We start from the raw sequence: 21,447 nt of genomic DNA on the forward strand, positions 1-21,447 counted from the left end.
CTGCCGCAGCAGCAGCCGGGCGGCCTCGGCGCCTTGCCCTGCGACCGGCTGGGCGACGGTGGTCAGCCCGATCACGTCGGCGAGTTCGTGATCGTCGAAGCCGACCACGGACACGTCGTCCGGCACCTTCAGCCGGTGCCGCCGCAGGGCCCGCAGGGCGCCCATCGCCATCTCGTCGGACTGGGCGAACACGGCGGTCGGCGGCCGGGAGGCGGCCAGCAGTTCGGTCATGGCCCGCTCACCGCCCTCGACGGTGTAGTCGCCGTCCGCCTCCAGGGCCGGATCGTGATCGATCCCGGCCTCGGCCAACACGTCGAGGTACGCCTGGCGGCGCGCGACGGGCGTGGTCCAGTGCTGCGGCCCGCTCGACCCGCTGATCATGCCGATCCGGCGGTGGCCGAGGTTCACCAGATGCCGTACGGCGCTCTCCGTGCCGGCCAGGTCGTCGATGCCGACCACGGTGAAGCCGGGCCGGGCACCGCCGACCGTGCTGGCCAGCGGCACCCCGAGCGACCGCAGCGCCGCCGACTCCTCCTCGTCGGGGATGAGCAGCGACAGCACGGCGTCGACCCGCTTGCGGACCGGCATCCTGGTGAAGAAGCGCTTGCGTGTCTCCGGGGAGCCCAGGTTGTACAGCAGGACGTCGTAGCCGGCGGCGCTGAACACGTGCTCGGCGGCGTCCAGCACGGTGCCGAAGAACCAGCGGCCCACGTACGGCACCACGACCCCGATCGTGAAGGTCCGCCCGCTGGCCAGGCTGGAGGCCGAGCGGGAGGCCGTATAGCCGAGTTGTGCGGCGACGGCCGTGATCTGCGCCCGCACTTCGTCGGAGACACCCGGCCGGCCGCGCAGGGCACGGGACACGGTGGACGCCGAGACTCCGGCGGTGCGGGCGACATCGGTGATGCTGACGGTCACAGCGCTTTTCTCCCGTCGGTTTCACGTCGGTGTGATCTGTGGGTGACGTGACCGTAAACCCGGCCTCGTTGTTGCGCAAGCGTTTGCGTTCAGTTTTACTGGGGCTGATTCTCAAGCGAGACCTTCGAGATCATTGGTCAGCGCACGCGTTTGCGCGCTGCGAGCCGACAGGAACTGTGCATGCGATACGCCCCGCCCGGCCTCTGCGTGAACGACTTCGCCCTGCTCCGCGACGACGACGGCACCTACACCGTGCTGCACCTTCAGGGTCCCTGGACGAGCGAGTTCGACCACCTGAGGATGGAGACGTCCTACGGCAGGGCCACCTCCACCGACCTGGTCGCCTGGCGGCCCGAGGGCACCGCCTTCGGCAACGGCCTGCCCGGCCGATTCGACCAGCAGGCGGTGTGGACGATGCACCCCGTACGACAGGGGGCCGGGGCGGCGATGTTCTACACGGGCGTCAGCGGACTGACCGACGGCGGCTGGCCGTTGCAGTCCGTCGGCCTCGCGTACTCCGACCGCACGGACGGCACCGGCTGGCGCCGCCACGGCACCGGGCCGGTCGCCGAGGCGGACGACCGCTGGTACCGCACCGGCGAACGCATGGGCTGGCGCGACCCGTTCGTGGTGCGCGACGACGAGTCGGACGGCTGGGTCATGGTCGTCTGCGCCGCCGACGCGGCGCTTCCCGTCGAGGTCAGCGGCTGTGTGGGGTGGGCGACTTCGGACGACCTGGAGCACTGGACGGTCCACCCGCCGCTCATCTCACCCGGTGACGTGGACGAGTTGGAGTGCCCGGTCCTCGAACGCCTCGACGACGAAAGCTGGTTGCTGATCGGCTCCCTCGGCGCGACCCGCGGCTTCGAGGCGTGGACCGCTCCGCGGCTGCGGGGACCGTGGACCCGCCGTGGCCCACTGGGCCCGACCGGCTCGTACGCTCCCCGCGTCATCACGGCTCCCGACGGCTCCCGCGTCGTCCTGCACACCACACCCCGCCGGGTTGATCTGAAGGATGCGGGTGACCGCTGCCGCGGCATGCTGGCCCAGCCCAAGTCCCTTGTCATACGCGAGGGTTCGGCACCCCGCCTGGAGTGGTGGCCCGGCCTCGACACCTGGCTGCTGGAGGAGACGACGGACCCGGCGCTGCACGCGGTCGGCGATATCGCTGTCTCCGGGCGTGTGGAGGTCACCCTTCGCACCGGCGACGACGGTCCGGCCCTGGTGGTCGGCTGTGACGGCAAGGATCTCTGGATCACCGGTTCCGCCGGCGCGCCACTGGGCGAGACCGTCCTGACCGAGCCCGCGACCACCCTGCGTGTACTCACCATCGGCGAGTACGTCGAGGTCTACGCCGACGGCGTCTTCGTTCTGACCGCCCTGTGCTATGCGGGACGCCCCGCCCGCTGGACGACGGTGACGGAAGGGCACACCCGCACCGTCCCGGTCCGCCCGGTCCGCCTGCCCGATCCCGGTCGTGACGACGCGTCCGCCGTCTGGCCCGGACCGACCACGAGTTGAGCGGCCCGGCCGTGAAAACCCCTTCCACAGGTCACCCCTTCCCCGCCGATTCCCTCCGGGGCACCTCCACCGCCGCCCACCGGATCGAGGGCAACAACGTCAACAGCGACTGGTGGCACCGGGAACACGAAGCGGACAGCACGCTCCCCGAACCCCAGTGGTGACGCCTGCGACAGCTACCACCGCCGGCGCGAGGACATGGACCTGCTCGCCGAACCGGGCTTCACCGACTACCGGTTCAGCATCGAACGGGCGCGCGTCGAACTTGCCCCCGCCGGGTTTTCCAAGGTGGAGATCGGCCTCCCCCATAGCCCTAAGGGCCGCCAACCAGGTCCATCAGCAGGCGATGCCCGGCGCGGAAGCCGCGACCGCCGCCTACGGCAACCCCCGAGAGGACGTCTTCATCGAAGCCGCCCGCGACGACGACTGGATCGGAGTCCGGTCCTCCACGCGTACGAGGATCGGCGTGGACGGCCCGATCCCGACCCCCGACGACGCCGAGCGCACCCTCACGGGCTGGGAGCACTACCCCGAGGCCATCCACCACGCTCGGCGTCACACCGCCGCCATCATCGGCGACGTCCCGCTGATCGTCACGGAGAACGGCATCGCCACCGCCGACGACAGCCGGTGCGTCGACTACGGCGCCGGCGCCCTCTCCTCGATCGCCGCCGCCCTGGAGGACGGCCTCGACATCCGCGGCCATCTGGCCTGGAGCGCCCTCGACACCTATGAATGGGGGCTCCTACCAACCCACCTTCGGCCTGATCGCCGTAGACCCCGACACTCTCGAACGCACCGCACCCCCAAGCTCCCCGCCGCCCGGCTGGGGAACCTGGGACGCACCAGGATGCTGCCGAGAGCGCACCACTGAAGCGCCCCGCACGGCAAGGGCGAGGCGGAAAGCCCGGCCCGCTTCCGTGGAAGCCTCGGCAGAAGCGGCGGACCGCGTCGAGGGACGGCGAAGCTGAGGGCTTTCACCGGCGAACATGCCGATCCTTCGAACAACATTGCAGATCAGCGGCCTCCCGCTGGCCGACTCTGCGACATGCCCCGGGAGTTCGTGCCCTCCGCGTGCCCGATCTTCCGAGGCTTCACCTGCCGCAACGGCACCGAAAGACCCCGCAAAAGCACAAGCCCCAGGTCGCTGACCTGGGGCTTCAAAAAGAGCGGGTGACGAGAATCGAACTCGCACTCTCAGCTTGGGAAGCGACGGCGCTTGGGTGGGAAATATGGCTTTGACCAGCACATACGCCTGCTTCTTTGGGGGGCCGTGTGTGGTGGGTTGTACCGCTGTTGACCGTGGTTTTCCGTCCGTATGGGCACGCGAAGGGCACGGAACCTCGGAGGGGCAAAGGGCGGCGCTGCTTACGGTGCGACCGCGCATGGGCTGCGCTGTTCCTGGACCAGGCGTTGAAGTGACGTTGCAGCCGCATACGGCACATCCCTTGCGGGGCGAGGCGATTGCCTCGGCTCGCCCCAGGCATGACGACGGGCACCGGGTCAGTGCCGGGTGTCGGCAGACCAAAGGGTGGTGCCCTGGTAGACCACGCTGACGTCGCCGTCGGTGCCGAAGTACAGATAGGCGCCGTCGTGCCCGGAAGTGGCGGAGCTCCAGACGCCCCAGGTGTCCTTGTCGTAGACGACGAGGTTGCCGTCGGCCTGCATGATGGCGCGATATCCGGTGCCGGTGGTGCCCGAGGACCAGCGTCGGTGGTGGTCCTCGTCGTAGATGACGAGGTTGCCGTCGGTCTCCATCGTCATGGTCGTCCGGTTGGTCTGCCAGGACTCGCCCGGCATCAACTGCTGGTCATGACGCACGGTCAGTGTCGTCCATACGGGCGGGGTCGATGCCGGCTTGCTCGGGTCCGGGGCTGCGGCCTTGCCCGTAGGACTCGTCGTCTTCGTCGCTTGGGTGCCCAGTCCCGCCGAGGGGCTTGATGGCCGTGTGGCCGACGGTGTGGCTGAAGCCGACGAAGCCGAAACGGCGGGTGCCCGGTGCGGGGACGGTGATGTCGAGGCCGTGGAGGAGTTCGCGTACGGCTCGGCGATCGCTGTGCCGCCGGCCCCCGCGCGGGGTTTCGTGTCGGCGGCGGAGTCCGCTTCGAAGGCCGCGCGTGTGGCCAGCCCCGCGGTCACGAGGACGACGGTACCGGCGAGAGCGGCCCCCACTCTCCGTGCGCGGGTGCGCTTGCCGGTTGCGGCGGTTCGGGACAGGCGGCTGCGGGTGGTCGTGGCACCGGCGGCTTCGAGTGCGTCCGCGAACTCGGCGGCATCTGCCCAGCGCCGCTCCCGCTCGGGGTCGAGGGCGCGTCGCGTCACGCGCCGGATTGGCGTCGGCACCTGGGGGTGCGGCGGTCCGGGCCAGTCGAGTTGTTGCGTCGAGCCCGGCAGGGTCCCGGTCAGCAACTCGTAGGTGAGTACGCCCAGACCGTAGACGTCGGCCCGCTCGTCGACATCGACCAACCTGTCCTCCGGGACCTGCTCCGGAGCCATGTAGCCGGGCGATCCCACGCCCTGTGTCAGTCCCGCGGACTGCGCCAGACTCTTGGCCAGGCCGAGATCGGCCACCAGCAGCCGCTCACGGCCGCCCGACACCGTCTGGAGCAGGATGTTGGACGGCTTGATGTCACGGTGCACGATGCCGACCGCGTGCAGGTCGGCCACGCCCCGTGCGGCCTGCACCGCGAACAGCAGCGCCTGGTCCACGCCCAGGGGCCCCTGGGCCACGCGGTCGGCCAGGGTTCCCCCGTCGGCGTAGGTCATGACGAAGTACGGCCGCCCGTCCGGCAGTTGACCGATGTCGTACACCTGGACCACACGATCCGACGCGGCCTGGCGCAGCAGCCGGGCCTCGTCCAGGAAACGCTCCCGGAGATCGGCCCGGTGAACCCACTTCTCCGCCATGACCTTCACCGCGACCGGGGCGTCGAGCAGGTCGTCATGGGCGAGCCAGACCAGACCGAAACCTCCGCGGCCAAGAAGGTGCTGCAGGCGGTGACGTCCGACAGTGACGAGTGTTGACATGAGGGCGGAACTCCAGCGCAGTTGCCGTTCGACATTCGACCGGACCAGGAGGCGGCGGACTCGGCGCCTGCCCACTGCGCCGCCCGTGAGCGACGTCCGGTGCCGGTCACCCCCTCGCGACGCGGAGACGGTGAGGGCACCTTGCCGCGCGCCCGTCCGAGATGCCGGGTCCCACGACCGCAGATGCCTGTGTGTCAGTCTCGCCGCGTGACACAGCCGTGGGCAACGTGCACAGGAACAGCATGATCTCGATTCTTTGGGCACCGGCACAACGACCTTGCCGGTGGCGTGCGTTCACCGATCACGGGCCCTGTTGTGAGGAACTGGAGCCGGGCGTTACTCCGGGCCCGGGCCGAGCATGCGACGCGAGAGTTCCGCGAACTGGAGCAGCTCGGGCATGGTCCGGTGTTTGGAGTAGGCCAGGGCGACCATGCGCGGAGCGACGCCCTCCAGCGTCAGGTAGACGACGTCGTCACGGTGGTAGAAGCCGGCTGTGCCGGCCGGCATGACATAGCAACCGGACCCGAAGGCGACGGTCTGCAGGCATTCCTCGATCGTCGCCGGGAAGCGTCCGGTGTCCCCCTGCGGCGTCACCGGATCGCGCGGGACACGCCCCCGCCACTCCGGTACGTCCCGCGGGTCCTGCAGCAAGGTCATGTCCCGTAGTTCCTCGACGTGCACCGCCTTGAGTTCCGCGAGGGGATGTTCACTCGACAGCGCCACCACACGGGGCTCCGGGAAGAGGGGGACGACCTCGAACATGCCTTCTGGCAAGGGCAGTCGGACGTAGCAGACGTCGACCCGCCCGTCGAGGAGGAAGTCGACCTGGTCGGTGATCGACGTGTGCACGACATCGATGTCGAGTTGCGGCGCCATGCGTGCGAACTCCCGCACGATGGGGGTGACCGTGACACCTGGCATGAAGCCGATGGTGAACTGGTTCACCTCCCGGTTCGCCGTCCGCACCCGCTGCTGCACCGCCTGCGCCATCGCCAGCATCGGCCGGGCGTCCTCCAGCAACTGGTGCCCCGCCCGCGTGAGTACGGTGCCCTGCCGGTCACGCAGGAAGAGGACCACGTCCAGATCCTCCTCCAGTGCGCGGATCTGACGGCTGAGCGCAGGCTGGGTCATGTAGAGACGGCTCGCCGCCCGCACGAAGCTGCACTCCTCGGCCACGGCCACGAAGTAGCGCATCCGGCGTATGTCGAGGTCCATGAGGCTCATCGTAGCCACGCCCATCACGGCATATGCCGAAACGGCTTCAGAATCGAACAGATAGGCATTGGCGCGGTCGCGCCCGACCGGTCCACCATGGTCAGACCGGTGCGAAGGGCAGCAACAGCCGCTGCTGCCACAGCAGTTGTGCACGACGCCCGGCACGCGAGGACAGCCGGCGAGCGCCGTCGATCGAGCGGGCCTTCGCGTGGCAAACGCGGACACGGCCATACGACCGTCTGCTCGCGGAAGCTCGTTCACGCCTTCGGGCATCGGCCCCACGTCGGGCTTGCGGGGCGGATGTGCCCCACGAAAGGAATCACCATGGGATCGCGCCGGCACCGGGGAAGGGCCACGCCGTCCACCGGGCACACCCCGAGCGCTGTGGCACACGACGTCACCGCGTGGCGCTCGCTCCTCTCCCCGGTTCGTGCCCGTTCGTCATGACCGACAGATCCGAGCACGCCGCCGTCGCGACAGCGGCTTTGCGTGACGTCCTGGAACATCTCGACGCCGATGCCGTGGCCCAGCGCATGGAACCCGTTCTTCGCCATACGCCCGAATACGCGCGCTTGGCGCGCCATTGCGAGGCTTCCGCTCTTCGTGCCTCGCTGCGCCGGCACGTCGGCCTGCTCCTGCACTGGATGGTGAGGGGCACGCCCCCGGACTCGTACGTCCTGTCCGAGATGTACGAGCGGGCGCGGGAGTGCGCCGCCGCCGGACAGCCGCTGGACGGCGGCCTGTTGCTCCAACGCCGGGGCGTGCGCGCCTTCTGGGACGCCGTGCTCGGCCTCGCCGTCGAGGAGGAACGCGCGCAGCCGGCGGACTGGACAGACCAGGGGCTGCGTCACCTCGACAGCTACCTCGACATCGTCACGCGGATGTACACGCAGGCATACGAGGACCAGGCCGACCTGCCGTCCGCGCGAGGCGACCGCCGGGCGCACACGGTCTTCGACCGGCTCTGCGCCGACCTGCCCATCACGGTGGAGGACCAAGAACGTGCCGCTCGGCTCGGCTTCGACCTGACACCTCCGTACGTCCCTTTCGTCGTGCTGCTCGACAAGTCCGCCCCCGCCGAGCGCGCCGAACTGGCGGCCCGTCTGCGCGGCGCCGGAGCCCTGGCCTTCGTCGAGGACGCCCGCGTCGCCGGACTCACCAGTCTCACGTTCGACTGGTCCGTGTTCGTGGCAGACCAACGGCTGCTCCTGGCACAGGACTTGCCGACCGGCCGGACCGGCCTTCGGACCGCTGTCGACAATCTGCGTCTCCTGGTCGCTGTCGCGTCGCGGTCCAACCGGCGTGGACGGGTCCGGGTCGAGGATTTCCTGCCCCAGCTGCTCCTGGCGCACTCTCCCGAACTCGCGGACGCGGTGACCCGCCGGGTCTTCGGCCCGCTGACAGGCGGGGACAACGGCGCACTGACGGCGACTCTCGCCTGCCTGGCCGAGAACCAGTTCGACAACGCCTCCACCACGGCCGCCCTTCATCTGCACCGCAACACCCTGCTGTACCGGATCAGGCAGATCGAGAAGCTCACCGGCCTCGACCTGCAAAGACACAGCGACCGCGCGCTGGTGTGGCTCGCGGTCGTCTGGGCGCAGGTCTCCTCCCGACCGGTCGGATCGCGATCGGTGTCCACCCACTGGCTGTCGGCCGCGCCCAACGGCGCTGACCCGACAGGCACGTTCACCTCAGAAAGCGAGCAGCGATGAGCAGCCACTCGACGGGAGCCCCGGCACGGCTGGTGCCGACGCAGCGCCAGGCCGAAACGGACCGGCGTCCCCCGATCGGCCCGGCAGCCACCGACTCGCCGAGGATCAGACGTCCGCAGAATGCGAGCAGACCGATGCTCCGGCCGCGTGCAGACGTCGTCAGACAGCTGCCCACGACCTCGGTCTCGGTGGCCGTGGACGCCGCGGACCCGGTGACACACGCCGGGTTGGCGGCCGGGCTGAGCCGCGGACCGAAAATGGCGCTCACCACGGTGGCGGAGGCGGACGTCGTGGTGGCCGCGGTCCAGACCGCCGACAACTCCACGCTGGAAGCCCTGCGGAGCCTGCCCATGCCGCCTCCGACACGGATCGTGCTCGTCGTCAGCGACGGCTGGTACGCCGACTTGACGGTGGCGGCCCAGTGCGGAATACGGGCCGTGCTCTGGCGGGCCGAGGCACAGCCGCAGGTCCTGATCCGTGCCGTGCTGGCGGTCGCCGCGGGCGAAGCGCTGTTGCCGTCCGCGGTACAGGGCGAACTGCTCGACCAGGCGGACCGCCTCCAGCGCAATGTGCTGGTACCCAGGGGCCTGACGTCGTCCGGCCTGAGCACCCGGGAGATCGACGTACTCCGCCTGGTGGCGCAGGGCCTGGACCTCGCCGAGGTGGCCGACACGATGTGCTATTCCGAACGCAACATCAAGAAGATCCTCTACGGGGTCATCAACCGTCTCGGACTGCGCAACCGCGTCCACGCCGTCTCCTACGCCATCCGCAACAAACTCATATGAGCCTGCCCAGTGGGCCGTGATGGCCTGTGGAAACAGGTCTACGAGCCCGGATCGGGTGGTGTGATCCCGAGGTCGACGCGCATGATGTGGCGCATTTTCCATAGGGAGTCCCACAGCCGGTTCATGCTCTCCCGGGCGGCTTCGACGCTCTCTCCCGGTTCGGCGATACCTCTGTCAAGCCGCATCAACAGACCGTAGAGATCACCAAAATGACGGTTGGCGGTGCTGGCTGCCGCCATGACGGCGTCAGGCAGGACCATCTGGGCCTCCGCGTGACGCAAGCGATGGTCCCGGCGTGATCGGTCCAGTTCTGCCCGCAGTTCCTCGGTCACCTCGTCCCTGTCCAGAGCATGGACGAGCTTCGTCATCACGTTGACGAAGTCGCGAGTGCCGGCGTTGAGAGCGGCGTAGCAGGTGCGCCGCGTTTCGAGCTGAGTCTGTCGAGTGACGTATTCGCGCTCATCCGCCTGGAGTTGTCTCGCATGCTGCAGCTCACGGTCCCTGGCGCGGTTGGCGCTGCGCTGGGTGAGCAAGGCGGACGCGAGGGTGCCGCCGATCCCCAGAATCACGACCATGATCTGGCTGATTGAGCTACTCATACCGCCCCCGGCTCCGTTCGGCTCGCCGGGACTTTACCCACCCGGGTCAGGCGTGCCGCCCGCCCTGGGGTTCCCCGCGTCATTGCGAGAGAGCGGTGGCGCCTTCCGGCTGCTCGGACGTCTCGCCCTGTCCGCGGAACGACAGCAGGCGTGAGGGAAGAAGCCAGAGGCAGGCAAGGGTTCCGCCGATCGCACCGACCCACAGCGCCACGGGGATTCCCGTTGTCGCGGCGATGAGGGCACCGGCGACCGAGCCCAGCGGCCGGAGTCCGAAGCTCACGGTCTGGTACGCGCCCCGGGTCTGTGACCGGAGGTGTGGGGGCACCACCAGCGCGAACACGGAGCCGACGGAGATGTCCTGAACGGACTCACCGACGCCGCCCAGCAGTGTCGAGGCCAGGACCAGGGTGAAGACGAGGCTGCCGGTGGCGCCGACGGCGGGGATCACGAGGAGCGGAGCGTGTGACAACACGCAACCGACCAGGAGCATCCGGCCCAGGCCGATGCGGCGGGCGAGCCGGGAGGCCAGCGCCGCGCCAGCGAGTCCCCCGATGGCCTGCACGCTGAAGACGAACCCGATCTGGGCGCTGGTCAGGGACAGCTTGTGGACGTAGTACCAGACGAGCACCGACAGGAAGAGCATGTTGAAGAAGTTGCCGGTGGCGGTGACCAAGAGGGCGGTTCTGATCAGCGGATTTCGCCGGATGAAGGCCAGACCCGGCCGCCGGCCACGGCTCTGCGGGGAGTCGGGTTCGTGGTGGCGCTCGACCGGGCGCAGCCGGAGGAGGAACAGGGCGGCCGTGACGGCGGTGGCTGCGTCCACTCCTACCGCTGCCGGTACACCCGCAAGTTGGACCAGCAATCCACCGATGGCAGGACCGGTCAGGATCGCGGCGGTCTGGCCTGTGTAGGAGGCCGCCTGCCCTGCCACGTAGAGCTCGGACGGCAGGGTGGTGGCGAACAGGCCGCTCTCGCTGACATTCGACAGCACCGAGCACAGGCCGATGACGGCCAGGACGAAGGCCAGTTGGATGAGCGAGAGCACGCCGAAGGCCGTTGCGATCGGCACGCTGCTCAGGGCGGCGACCCGCAGGAGATTGGCACCGGCCAGGAGTCTGCGGTGGTATCCCGTCCGGTCGGCGTAGGAGCCGGCCGGTATGGCCAGGAACAGGCTCGGGAGCCAGATCACGGCCGACAGAAGCGCGCTTTGGACGGCGTCGGCGTCCAGGACCTCGATCGCGGCCAGCGGCAGGGCCACCGAGGAGATGGCATCGCCCAGGGCGGCCAGAGTGGTGGCGGACCAGAGTTTTCTGAATGCGGAATGGCGCAGCGGCGCCGGCATCGTAGGACGTGGGGCCCGCAAGGTGATGGATCCTGTTTCTCGCGATGGTGGATATTGCGCGGAATGCGCGACCGCTCCGGAACCGATGAAAGGGAACCGGAGCGGTCGGTCGATTTACCAGGAGTGCTGCTTCCTCATTTTTTCACCTCCGATTCTCGTCAACTCCCTTCTATTGGGGAGTCGCTGAGAAAATTATTGAGGAATTCGTCGAATATCGCCAATGCCGATGATGTCGCCGCTCATGCCGAATGGGCATTGACCTTTCAGAGGACCAGATAGAGAGTGAGCAAGGTGGTGCCCGTGACCGCGACATAGATCTCGAAGGCGACGCGGAGGGCCGCCGGGGCATTGCGCAGCTCCATGAAGTGCAGGCCGACCAGGCGTACCTTGATCAGCGCGATCGCCACGACCGCGCAGCCGATCGCGGTCGACGTGCTGCCTTCGACGCCCAGCAGCCAGCTCGACAGCGTGGCCAGGACGAGTGCCGGAAAGACCCACATGTGTCACGCCACCAGGTAGAAGAGCGGGAAGAGGACGAGCCAGAGCAGGTCCACCATGTGCCAGTACGCAGCCGCCCCCTCGGCGACCAGCAGGTGGCCCGGGCTCAGGGCCCGCCGACGGGACAGGACGACGAGGACCGTCAGGGCGCCTATCCCGATCGTCAGGTGGGCCAGGTGGATTCCGGTGAAGACGAAGTAGTACATGAAGAAGTCGTTGCTGCTCGGTGTATGCCCGTCGCGAATCACCAGCGCGTATTCACAACCCTTGACGGCGGCGAAGCCGAGCGCGCACAGAAGCGCCCATGGCAGTGTTCGCGCGGGTCTGCCGGATCGCAGCTGTCGCAGCCCGCGGGCCACCAGCGCCGAGGCGGTCAGCAGGAGCAGAGTGTTCAGCAGTCCCAGGTCTGGATGGAGGGCCTGTTGGGAGGCCCGGAACATCCTCGGGTGGCGGCCGTGCAGTACCGCGATGAAGCCGAAGAACACCGAGAACATGATCATGTCGCCGAGGAGGAAGATCCACAGACCTGGCTCGCCAGGGATGTGGCGGTGGTGCGGGGGTGCCGAGTGCTCGGTCTCGGCCGCGGTGGCGGTCATGCCACGGGTTCGAGGACGGCCGGGGCCCGGTCGTCGTCCACCCGGCTCGCGGCCCGCACCATCAGGTACGTCATGACGAGGAACCAGGCGCCGAAGGCACTGGCCGCGACCCAGAACGAGAGGATGCCGTTCCAGGCGAAGGGACCGGTCTTGAAGTAGGTCAGCAGGATGCTCGGCAGGAAGAGGAAGGCCATCCAGAAGTTCAGGTACGCGGCCCAGCGGGGCAGAAGCGGCGTGGGGCGCTTGTCGGCCAGGATCGCCACTCCGACCACGGTGGCCTGTCCGATCGCCGGAAAGGCGTTCATGACCAAGCTGATCCAGCCCAGGTCGTTGAGCGCCATCGTGATGTCGGGCGAACGGTCCGGCCGGTAAGCCGTCGCGGTGAAGATCAGGACCGGTACGAAGATCGCGGCCACATTCGCGGCACCACAGACGAGTTGTATGGCAGCCAACGGCGCCAGCCGCGAGTCGATACGCCGGATCAGACTCGACAGCGCCGCGACGAAGGGGGCGGTCGCCACCGCGCCGACGAGCATGACCACGAGGCCGGTACGGATCGAGTTCGCGTGGTCCGTATAGAAGGCCGCCACCCGCTCCGCCGACCAGTTCGGCGCCATCGGCGGTATCCAGTGGGCGATCAGCAGGGCAGCGAAGAACAGTGCGATGAACAGGTAACCGAAGCTCGCGCAGGCGATCAGGATTCGGCGGGACATGGTGGAATTTCCTCGTTCCGGAAGGGACGGGTACGGAGCGGGTTTCGCCGCTCGGACCTGAGGACGTGGTGAGGCAGCCGGCCCGGCGATCGACTTGGAAAGGGCCGCCGGGCCGGGTGCCATGAGGTTCGGGGCTCGGCGTCCGGCCGATGCCCTGGTTGCATCAGGCCGGTGCGCTCAAGTACGGGAACTCGGCGCGCAGCGTCCCAGTGGCGTAACCGGCGTCCAAGCCCATGGAGACGGGAGCGTTCAGCACGATCTCGAACATCGCTTCGGGAACGGACTCGGTGAGTCCCCTGCCGTTGCGGGCCTTCGCACCGAAGCCGGCTTCGGTGCCCACCTGGTAGTGCAGGACGTCCGGGAAGATGATGTCCCGCGTCGCGGCGCCGTAGCCCTGCGGATCGGAGTGCGTGTCGTTGGCGGACACGAGAGCCGCGACCTTCTGGCGTACGAGGTCTCCGTAGTTGTCGAGGTCGTCCCGCGGATCGGTGGCGTTGTAGTCGTCGAAGCCGGCCTCGGTGACGTCGAACAGCGTGCTGACGAGCGGCTTCGCGCACCGGTTGATCTGCAGCCAGCCACCGTGGTGGTCGTCCAGCGCGGTGGTGGTCCAGAGACCGATCGTGTCCGATCCGACGAGGTCGTCAGGTACTTCGAGGACGATGGCGGTCACGTTGGTGCCGGCGAACAGGTTCGAGGCCCGCTGCGGGTCGAACGCGGAGAGGTCCACCGCTTCGCCGTTCCGGAGCGCGGTCACGACCGCCGTGATGACGGTGCCGTCGAGGTAGAACGGGTCTCCGGCCCGGCCGACGAAGGCTTTGAGGCCATCGGGCGTGGTGACGATCTCCTCCGTACTGCCGGTCGCCACGGGAGTCCCCGGGGCGTTGCGGTCGGCGGCCTCGGCACCAGTCAGCCGGTCGAGCACCCAAGCCTGCCGACCGTCGGGTTCGGGCGCGAGGAATCTGAACCGGAACGTCAGATCCTGCACGGCGTCGTTGTCGGTGTCGATGTGGAACTCGTACAGCGCCTCGGGGTGGAAGCCCTTGTCGGCCGACACCGGGTTGGTGTTCATGACGAAGACGGTGCCGTTGCGCCCTTTGAACAGGTAGACATCGCTGATGTCCAGACGAGGGTCCTGTTTCGCGGCGGCTGAATCCTGGTGGTGGGACATCGAGGGGCCTTTCGTGAGGGATGGGCAGGGCAAGGCATGGCGATGCCTCGCCGACTGGGAGTTGGTGTGCCGTCGTTGACGCGCGCTCCGTCTGAGCGGCTCCGGCTCGACGATCGCTGCGCTCAGGCGCGCAGGGTCCTCGCCACGCAGTGCGTTACCGCAGCCGCGCCGGGACCCCGAGGTCGAAGTGGGGCACGTCGAACATCCTGGCCCGGGCCGATCACGCGGCGCCAATGCCTATCCGGGGGTTCGGCATGCCGGTCCGGCATCAACCCTCTTGCGGGCACGTGGAGTTGCCGACGAGGTTCGCGATTTTGGGATGGATCACGGTCAGGGCGCTACGCCCCGGTTGTGCCAGCTGAGCGCATACGCGGCCTGGCGGGCACGCATCAACTCTCCGAGGGGCCGATGCTCGGTGGCCGCGATCCACGGGTTGAAGCTGCTCTTCTCGATGGTCTCGGCCAACGCCTCGTCAGGTGCTTGCCGAGGAAGGCGCAGGCGCGCCACGGTGAGCCACGGCGTGTCCCAGCGGACCGAGGAGTCCTCGATCGGCGTGCGCCGCTCGTCCTCGAAGAACTGGGCTTGGAAGAGGAACTCCAGGTCGTCGTCGGCGAGTCGCCCGAAGATGTCGGCGGCGAGATCCTTGCGTGCTTCTTTGTTGACCGCTGTCGAGGCGGCGCACAGCTTCAACCGCGCGGCGTAGTCGCCGAACGTGATGGGCATGATGCTGAAGAAGTCATGCGTGGCGAATCCGCTGAACGGTTTCGCCATGTCCCGGAAGTTCACGACAGCGCTGCGTGTGAGCTGCGGCTTCGTAGCGACCTTTCGAAGCGCGGCGCCGGGCGCACTCGTGGAGAGATCGACGATCCCGACGACGTCCGCACTACCGCTGACCTTCAGGGTCTCCTGACTGACCAGGGTGAAGTTCTGCTCGACGCCGGTGGACGACGGCGTAGAGGCGCCGAGCACCTTGATCGCGAAACCGCGGATGTCCGGAGCCCGGTCGAGGGAGAAGTTTCCATTGGACAGCCGAACATGTGCTTCAAAGGCAGAAGGAGTGGCAAAAATCCCTTGCCGCGCATATTCGGGAAGATCTCCTTCCACCGCGAGGACAGCCTTCAGGGCGGCCACTCCGTTGCGATGCAGAGCTCTCCCGTGGCCCTGCTTCTTCAGACGTTTGCGTTGCAGTTCAGTGAAAACGCGCGCCTGGTCGGCGTGCCGGGTGCTCTCGTCGGGCAGAAAGACTTCGCGCCATTCAGTGCTCGGCATATGAAAACCTTCTCGATGTTCGGGCCTGTCGTCGGCGGCGACCACATAGTCATAGGCAGCCATCTCTCCCCCGCTCACCAGCGCCTGAGAGCCCGACCGGGCAGGGTTGTTCCGCCTTCCACCGAGCTTTGCGGCCCACGACTTGTCACGCCAATGCCGATTGCCCGAACCGTCATGCCGATCGGGCATGACGCCTGGAAGCCCCAAGTCATGCCTGTCGGCCGTTGACGCTTCTACGTCGAACCGAGCGCCGCGATCACGATCTTGGCGAACTGGTCGATGGACGGCATCTTCCGGTTCTTGGTGTACGCCAGCGCCACCATGCGCGGGGCGACCCCCGCGAGCTGGACGTAGCGGATGTCGGGGCGACGGTAGAAATCGGCGAGGCCGGCCGGGACGACGATGAACCCGGTGCCGGACGCGACAGCTTCCAGGCTCTCCTCGATCGAGGTGGGCCGGTCGGCTTCCCGACGGTCGCGCACCGCTGCCGCGTGGAAGCCGGTTCCACGCCACTCCGGTACGTCATCGGAGTCCTGCAGCAAGCGGTACGGCGTCAGCTCCGCGATGTCGACGATCTGCGCCTGCGCCAGCGGATGTTCGTCGGAGAGTGCCGCGACGCGCGGTTCGGGGAACAGGGGAACAATCTCGAAGGTGTCGACCGGCAGCGGCAGCCGGACGAAGCAGACGTCGACACGGCCGTCGAGCAGATAGTCGACCTGGTCGGTGGGCGCCGTGTGCAGCACCTGCACATTGACCTCCGGCGCCAGCGCCCGGAACTGCCTGACGATCGGCGTGACTATGACCCCTGGCATGAAACCGATGGTGAAGTGGTGCCCCTCACGGCTGGCGAGGCGGACCCGCCGCTGTAAAGCCAGCGATGCCGCGAGCAGTGGCCGTGCGTCCTCCAGCAGCTGACCACCGGCCGGTGTGAGCGCCGTACCCAGCGGGCCGCGCTGGAGCAACGACGCTCCAAGATCGTCCTCAAGGGCGCGGATCTGCCGGCTCAGCGCGGGCTGCGTCATGTTCAGGCGTTCGGCGCCACGCACAAAGCTGAGCTCTTCGGCAACCGTCACGAAATAGCGGAGACGCCGGAGATCGATATCCATGACGGCCATGTTAGCCACGCTGCTTTTCCTGTCGAACTGCCTGCCGGAAAAACTCCTTGGGCTTTGGTGATACCCAACCGGCATAACTTCTTCGCGAAACGGCATTGGCGCCACTCGGCATCCACGGCCATGATTGGCTGACATAAAGTGGCCACCGAAGTCTCCGGTGACGTCCATTCAAACCGGACTCCTTCAGCACGAAAGACCAGGCGAATAGTCGGCCCGGTACAGCCGGTACTCCCGTTGCGGGCTGGGAGCCTCCGATCATCTGAGGCCGGTGGACCGCCGCAGCGCCGCCTGGAGCAGACGGTCCACCAGGTCTCCGTACCCGATGCCGCTGGCCTGCCACATCTGCGGGTACATCGAGACGGGGGTGAAACCGGGCATGGTGTTGATCTCGTTGATCACGAATTGTCCGTCCTCGGTGAGGAAGAAGTCCGCGCGGACCAGGCCCTCGCAGGAAGCCGCCTCGAACGCCTTGAGTGCCAGTCGGCGCACCTCATGGGTCTGGCTGTCGGTCAGTGCCGCGGGCACCACTCCGGGGGTGGAATCGAGGTACTTCGCCTCGAAGTCGTAGTACGCGTGTGCGTCGGGCACCGGGATCTCGGCCGGCACGCTGGCCCGCGGTCCATCGGGGAATTCGAGCACGCCGCACTCGATTTCGCGACCCTGCACCAGGGCCTCCACGATGATCTTCGCGTCGTGTCGGTGCGCCTCCGCGATCGCGTCCTCCAACTCCTCCCTGCCGTCGACCCGGGTGATACCGATCGAAGAGCCGGCGCGTGCGGGTTTCACGAACAGCGGCCAGCCGTACGCGTCGGCGAAGCCACTGATCCGCGCGCGGGCGCCCGCCGCGTCGGAGTGCCACTCGCGGGGCCTGATCACCAAGTACGGCCCGACCGCCAGACCGAACGCGCTGAACACCCTCTTCATGTACTCCTTGTCCTGGCCGATCGCCGAGGCGAGAACGCCCGCGCCGACGTAGGGGATGCCGGACAGCTCCAGCAGGCCCTGCACAGTGCCGTCCTCGCCGTACGGTCCATGGAGTACGGGGAAGACCACGTCCGCTTCGCCGAGGACCTTCGGCGCCGCGCCGCGTTCGCCGCGGACGACGGTCCGATCGGTCGGGTCGACGGAGACCACGATGTTGCCCCGGTCCGTGTCCGCGAGCTGCTCGACCGTGGGCTGCCGCCGGTCGACCATCACCATGCGCCCAGGATCGTCCGACGTCAGGACCCACCGGCCGTCCCGGGTGATGCCGACAGGCAGGACGTCGTACTTCGTCCGGTCGATGGCTCGCAGTACGGCCCCTGCGGTCACGACGGAGACGCCGTGCTCGGAGCTCCGGCCACCGAAGAGAAGTATCACCAGCGGCCTGCGGTGGGATCCGGACGGAGGGGAGGCGGATCGATCGGTCATGGTTTCTGCTTCCTTCGCTGCGCGGCGCCGCCCTCCCGGTCGGAAGGACGGCGCCGCACGTCGGTGGACCGAAGTCCTCGGTTGTCCGGTCAGCCGGCCAGTGAGGAACGGGAGACGGGGAAGTCGAAATAGGTGGACGGGTAGGGCTCGGCGGCGAAGGTGAAGTGCCACCATTCCTCGGCGAGATTCACGAATCCGAGTGACTCCAGCTCGTCCTTGAGCAGCAGTCTGTTGCTGTGCTGGACTCCCACGATGCGCGGGTCGAGGGTGTGCGCGAGCGTGTCGAAGCAGTCGTATCCGGTGCCCATGTCGATCGAGTTGTCCGGGAACCTCTGCGCGGCCGGCGCGTAGCACGGCTCAAGCTTTTCTCCGGGGACGTAAGGACGCGTCGGGTGGGCCGGCAGCTTCACGAGCGTGAGGTCGATCGTGCTGCCGCGACTGTGTCCCGATTTCGCCGCGATGTACCCGTCGGTGAATAGGTTGGCCTTGTCCACCTGCGGATAGAACTCGTCCTTCATCGTCAGGTCGGTCAGGTCCTGCGCCCAGTCGACGAACTGGTCCACCGCGCGCTGCGGCCGGTAGCAGTCGTAGACCTTCAGCGTGTAGCCCTGCGCCAGGAAGTGGCGCTCGGCCTTCGCCAGGGCCTGCGCCGTCGGGGCGGTGACGATGCACAGCGGTTCGACATAGCCGTTTATCGGCGTGCCGATGAAATTGTGGGGGGTGGCGTAGCGGATGTCCTGCAGAATCGCGGGGGCCACGTCGTGGAGCGCCACGAAATCGGCGGGCGCCTTACTGTCCGTGTCGGCAGCCTGTGCGGTGACCGAGGTGCTCGCCACTGTGCCGAGGACGGCCGCCAGAAATGCCAGCAGCATGGGTGCGCGTCTGCGCGCGTTTTTGATTTTCACTATGCCGTACCCCTACTTGATATATGGGCGGAGAATTTCCCCAGACCCGCGAACGGCGTCAGCGAGAGCGCCATGACGAAAATACCGAAGAACAAGGTGCAGTGCAGGAGACCGTATTCGCCGACGAGTAAACCCGTGACCAGTACCGGAACGCACATCGACGTATAAGTGATCGTGTAGATGGCGGCCATCAGGCCCGCCCGTTCCGTCGCGAGGACGTTCGCCGTCACCAGACGGACGCCGCCCTGGAACGCGGGGCCGAATCCCGCACCGGCCACCGCGGTCCCCACGTACAGAGCTGTGGAGGAGTCGCGGTGTGCGGCCAGCAGCGTGACGGCCACCCCCGTCGTCAGAAGCAGGGAGCCGCCCAAAGCCGTTCGGCCGGCGTCGGTATGTCGGGTCAGCAGCACTGCGGGCACCGCACTGGCGGTCAGCAGGGACACGATCAGGCCGTCGGCGGTCGACGACGCCGATCCGGTGATGCCCTGGACCAGATCGGGTCCGAGGGACAGATAGAAACCGCCCAGGGCCCAGACAGCCACGAACACGGGTGCGGTGACAAGGAGGGCTCGGCGGCTGGACCGGGGAGCGCGGATCCGCGGTCGCACCGAAAGCCAGGCTCCCGGGCTCGGCAGCCTCGATTCCGGGAGGAAGGCCAAACCCAGCATCTGGACGGCCAGCGCGCTGAACAGCAGCGTGTACACGCTGCCGAGGTGAGCCGGAATCAGGTCCATGAGCAGGCTCGTACCGAGCGTCCCCGACGCCATGCCGATGAGCGGAGCGACGCTGACGAACAGGGGCCCCCACCGTTTGGTCACGTCGAGCAGGGCGGCACCCAGCGCACTCGTCGCGGCACCCGTGGCCAGCCCCTGGAGCGTCCGGGCGAGGATCAGCGAGGTCACACCGCCGGCCTGCAGGAAGAGCAGCATGGACAGTGCTTCGAGGGCGAGAGCGACGCCGATGACCGGCCGCCGGCCGACATGATCGGAGAGCGCCCCGACGGTCAGGAGCGCGACCAGGACGCTCAGGCAGTACACGCCGTAGACCACGGTGACCGTGCCGGAGGAGAGGTGCCAACTCGCCTGGTAGACGCGGTAGAGCGGAGTGGGCGCACTGGAGGCGGCAAGGAACGTCGTCAGCACGGCGGATAAGAAGACAGCCGACCTTCGGCGAGAAACCGCATGGTCGGCCCGCCTGCCGGGCCGCCTGTCCCTTGCCTCGGACTGGACATGAAGCTCTTCGAGCATCGTTGTTCGGCTCTCTGTACGGGAAGGGCGGAACGGGAAGGGCGAGCGGCAACCCACAGGGCGCACGTCACTTGGCCTGTCGACAGGCCGCGCTCTCCATGACTCCGACGCCGAAGGCGACTCGACGGGCATCGGCGCGGCCTCCCACCGAGGGGGACCGGGGGAGGCCGACGTGGACCAACGTAGGGGTCCGGGTGACGTGTTCACGGCTGCCGTGGCGCATCGGGTACCAACAGGACCTCGACAGGGGCCGAACAGACACTGCGGCACGGCAGTTGTGCGAATGGCGTGTCGGGGAGCTGGGCACATGCCGATCCGGCATCAGAACGGCCCGAGTCGGTATCGGCGATATCGGCGGAGCCTGACCGAGAATCGGCGGGCGGGGCGGGTCCGCCTCTGTCGCCCGCCGACCCGCTGACGTCCGAGAGGGCCGGCCTTCGCCAACGCCTCCAGCCCAGGTCCAGGCTCCGCAACCCCGGAGGGCGAACGTCGAACATGACCGACCTCAGCATCGGCCACGGTCCCATCGGCCTCATGGAAGAGGAGGAAGTCACCTATCCGGTGAGCACCGTGCTCACGCTTCAGCGCGAGCGGACGGCGTCCTTGCTCCGCGCCCTGCGCAGTCAGCATGTGCTGCCCGCCCGGACTCATAACTGGGGCTCCGAGCGGGCTTACGGCGCGCTGCTGCACGAGGCCGGCACTCGCCTCGCCGTCTTGGACGTACCCGGGGCGCAGTGGAGCGACGGTCTTGAGCAACGCGTGCGCGCGCTCAGCAACATCTCATCCGTGGTCGTGCTCGTACCCGATCACACGGATTCCGTAGGGCTTCTCCTGGCGGGCGCCGCCAACGTCCTCCTCCGCGACTCGCCGCCCAGGGAACTCGCGAGCAGAATCACCGCGGAGCGGCGATGGCTGGACATGAGACCCACGCGGCAGCGGCAAGCCGAGGATTCGCCAGCGTTCCGTGAGGTCGGCCTCCAACAGCACTCCCAGCAGGTGCTGTTCGAGGTCCTCTGTTCCGCCTCGCGGCCCTGGTGCTGCCACGACCTGTGCCTGCTGCTCGGTACCGCCGGGGAACCGATGAGCCGCCGAGCGCTGCACGGCAGGATCGTACGGCTCGACGAGCGCCTCGCACGGCGTGGACTGTCGGTCGACTGCACGACCCAATGGGGGCGCACGACGTTCATGGGCGTCGTCGAAAAGACCCGGGAAACGCCTGGGCCGGCGAAGCGCGGCAGGCACTGAAGTGACGACTGAACGGCTCCTACGGACCCGGAGCTCGATGCGACAGCCCGGACCGCCCACTGCCGACCGAGGCGAACAGACCGACGGAGAGACGAAACATGGACGAGCGAGCGGCGACTTCCGGCGAAGACACGGAACCGGAGGAGTCGGAGGAGG

18 protein-coding genes and 1 pseudogene are annotated in these 21,447 nt (G+C 68.0%); 5 read left to right on the forward strand and 14 right to left on the reverse strand.

Annotation, left to right across the window (positions count from 1 at the left end):
- Window positions 1-918, reverse strand: a 918-nt coding sequence (locus tag JHN45_RS33540) for a LacI family DNA-binding transcriptional regulator (RefSeq protein ID WP_201052826.1), incomplete at its 3' end; no start/stop codon positions are given.
- 180 nt (window positions 919-1,098) lie between these two features.
- Between JHN45_RS33540 and JHN45_RS33545 the strand changes: the two genes are divergently transcribed.
- Together JHN45_RS33545 and JHN45_RS54810 are read left to right on the forward strand one after the other, a co-directional pair.
- Window positions 1,099-2,439, forward strand: a complete 1,341-nt coding sequence (locus JHN45_RS33545) for a mucin-1 (RefSeq protein ID WP_201052828.1) — start codon at window positions 1,099-1,101, stop codon at window positions 2,437-2,439.
- Window positions 2,436-3,313 (forward strand): annotated as a pseudogene (locus JHN45_RS54810) (family 1 glycosylhydrolase). Before JHN45_RS33545 ends, JHN45_RS54810 begins: the two are co-directional and overlap by 4 nt.
- Before the next feature lie 629 nt (window positions 3,314-3,942).
- Here JHN45_RS54810 and JHN45_RS53360 read toward each other — a convergent pair.
- Together JHN45_RS53360 and JHN45_RS33560 are read right to left on the reverse strand one after the other, a co-directional pair.
- On the reverse strand, window positions 3,943-5,466 hold the full coding sequence (locus JHN45_RS53360; RefSeq protein WP_236584399.1) for a protein kinase: 1,524 nt from the start codon (window positions 5,464-5,466) through the stop codon (window positions 3,943-3,945).
- Window positions 5,467-5,802: 336 nt separating this feature from the next.
- Complete coding sequence (locus tag JHN45_RS33560; protein WP_200679577.1) at window positions 5,803-6,681, reverse strand: LysR family transcriptional regulator; 879 nt, start codon at window positions 6,679-6,681, stop codon at window positions 5,803-5,805.
- 443 nt (window positions 6,682-7,124) lie between these two features.
- On the opposite strand from JHN45_RS33560, the gene JHN45_RS33565 reads away from it, so the two are divergent.
- Window positions 7,125-8,396 (forward strand): CdaR family transcriptional regulator, encoded by a 1,272-nt coding sequence (locus JHN45_RS33565; protein ID WP_201052830.1) that lies wholly within the window; start codon window positions 7,125-7,127, stop codon window positions 8,394-8,396.
- 134 nt (window positions 8,397-8,530) lie between these two features.
- Entirely contained in the window at window positions 8,531-9,184 is a 654-nt protein-coding gene (locus JHN45_RS33570) for a response regulator transcription factor (protein ID WP_019070435.1), read from the forward strand.
- Between the two features lie 38 nt (window positions 9,185-9,222).
- On the opposite strand, the gene JHN45_RS33575 is transcribed toward JHN45_RS33570, so the two are convergent.
- The 11 genes from JHN45_RS33575 to JHN45_RS33625 all read right to left on the reverse strand — a co-directional run bounded on the left by JHN45_RS33575 (window position 9,223) and on the right by JHN45_RS33625 (window position 19,941).
- Complete coding sequence (locus tag JHN45_RS33575; RefSeq protein ID WP_200679575.1) at window positions 9,223-9,783, reverse strand: hypothetical protein; 561 nt, start codon at window positions 9,781-9,783, stop codon at window positions 9,223-9,225.
- Between the two features lie 79 nt (window positions 9,784-9,862).
- The gene (locus JHN45_RS33580; RefSeq protein ID WP_201052832.1) at window positions 9,863-11,125 is read right to left on the reverse strand and encodes an MFS transporter; all 1,263 of its coding nucleotides are present in this window, start codon (window positions 11,123-11,125) and stop codon (window positions 9,863-9,865) included.
- Window positions 11,126-11,388: 263 nt separating this feature from the next.
- A complete protein-coding gene (locus JHN45_RS33585; protein WP_019070432.1) occupies window positions 11,389-11,625 on the reverse strand; it encodes a cytochrome C oxidase subunit IV family protein in 237 nt (78 codons plus the stop codon).
- Window positions 11,626-11,628: 3 nt separating this feature from the next.
- Entirely contained in the window at window positions 11,629-12,219 is a 591-nt protein-coding gene (locus tag JHN45_RS33590) for a cytochrome c oxidase subunit 3 (RefSeq protein WP_019070431.1), read from the reverse strand.
- Window positions 12,216-12,932 (reverse strand): hypothetical protein, encoded by a 717-nt coding sequence (locus JHN45_RS33595; RefSeq protein ID WP_019070430.1) that lies wholly within the window; start codon window positions 12,930-12,932, stop codon window positions 12,216-12,218. Before JHN45_RS33595 ends, JHN45_RS33590 begins: the two co-directional genes overlap by 4 nt.
- Before the next feature lie 163 nt (window positions 12,933-13,095).
- On the reverse strand, window positions 13,096-14,100 hold the full coding sequence (locus JHN45_RS33600) for a DUF4331 family protein (protein WP_201052834.1): 1,005 nt from the start codon (window positions 14,098-14,100) through the stop codon (window positions 13,096-13,098).
- 330 nt (window positions 14,101-14,430) lie between these two features.
- Entirely contained in the window at window positions 14,431-15,432 is a 1,002-nt protein-coding gene (locus JHN45_RS33605) for a hypothetical protein (RefSeq protein ID WP_201052836.1), read from the reverse strand.
- Between the two features lie 170 nt (window positions 15,433-15,602).
- Entirely contained in the window at window positions 15,603-16,484 is an 882-nt protein-coding gene (locus JHN45_RS33610) for a LysR family transcriptional regulator (RefSeq protein WP_236584400.1), read from the reverse strand.
- A 255-nt stretch (window positions 16,485-16,739) separates the two neighbouring features.
- The gene (locus JHN45_RS33615; RefSeq protein WP_201052838.1) at window positions 16,740-17,894 is read right to left on the reverse strand and encodes a D-alanine--D-alanine ligase family protein; all 1,155 of its coding nucleotides are present in this window, start codon (window positions 17,892-17,894) and stop codon (window positions 16,740-16,742) included.
- A gap of 89 nt (window positions 17,895-17,983) precedes the next feature.
- Window positions 17,984-18,766 (reverse strand): M15 family metallopeptidase, encoded by a 783-nt coding sequence (locus tag JHN45_RS33620; protein WP_201052840.1) that lies wholly within the window; start codon window positions 18,764-18,766, stop codon window positions 17,984-17,986.
- Window positions 18,767-18,798: 32 nt separating this feature from the next.
- Window positions 18,799-19,941: an MFS transporter gene (locus JHN45_RS33625; protein ID WP_201052842.1), complete on the reverse strand. Its 1,143-nt coding sequence runs from the start codon at window positions 19,939-19,941 to the stop codon at window positions 18,799-18,801.
- Between the two features lie 600 nt (window positions 19,942-20,541).
- Between JHN45_RS33625 and JHN45_RS33630 the strand changes: the two genes are divergently transcribed.
- Complete coding sequence (locus tag JHN45_RS33630; protein ID WP_019070422.1) at window positions 20,542-21,291, forward strand: hypothetical protein; 750 nt, start codon at window positions 20,542-20,544, stop codon at window positions 21,289-21,291.
- Window positions 21,292-21,447 lie beyond the last annotated feature (156 nt).

The sequence above is a fragment of the Streptomyces sp. MBT53 genome, assembly GCF_016654115.1.
GTDB lineage: Bacteria > Actinomycetota > Actinomycetes > Streptomycetales > Streptomycetaceae > Streptomyces.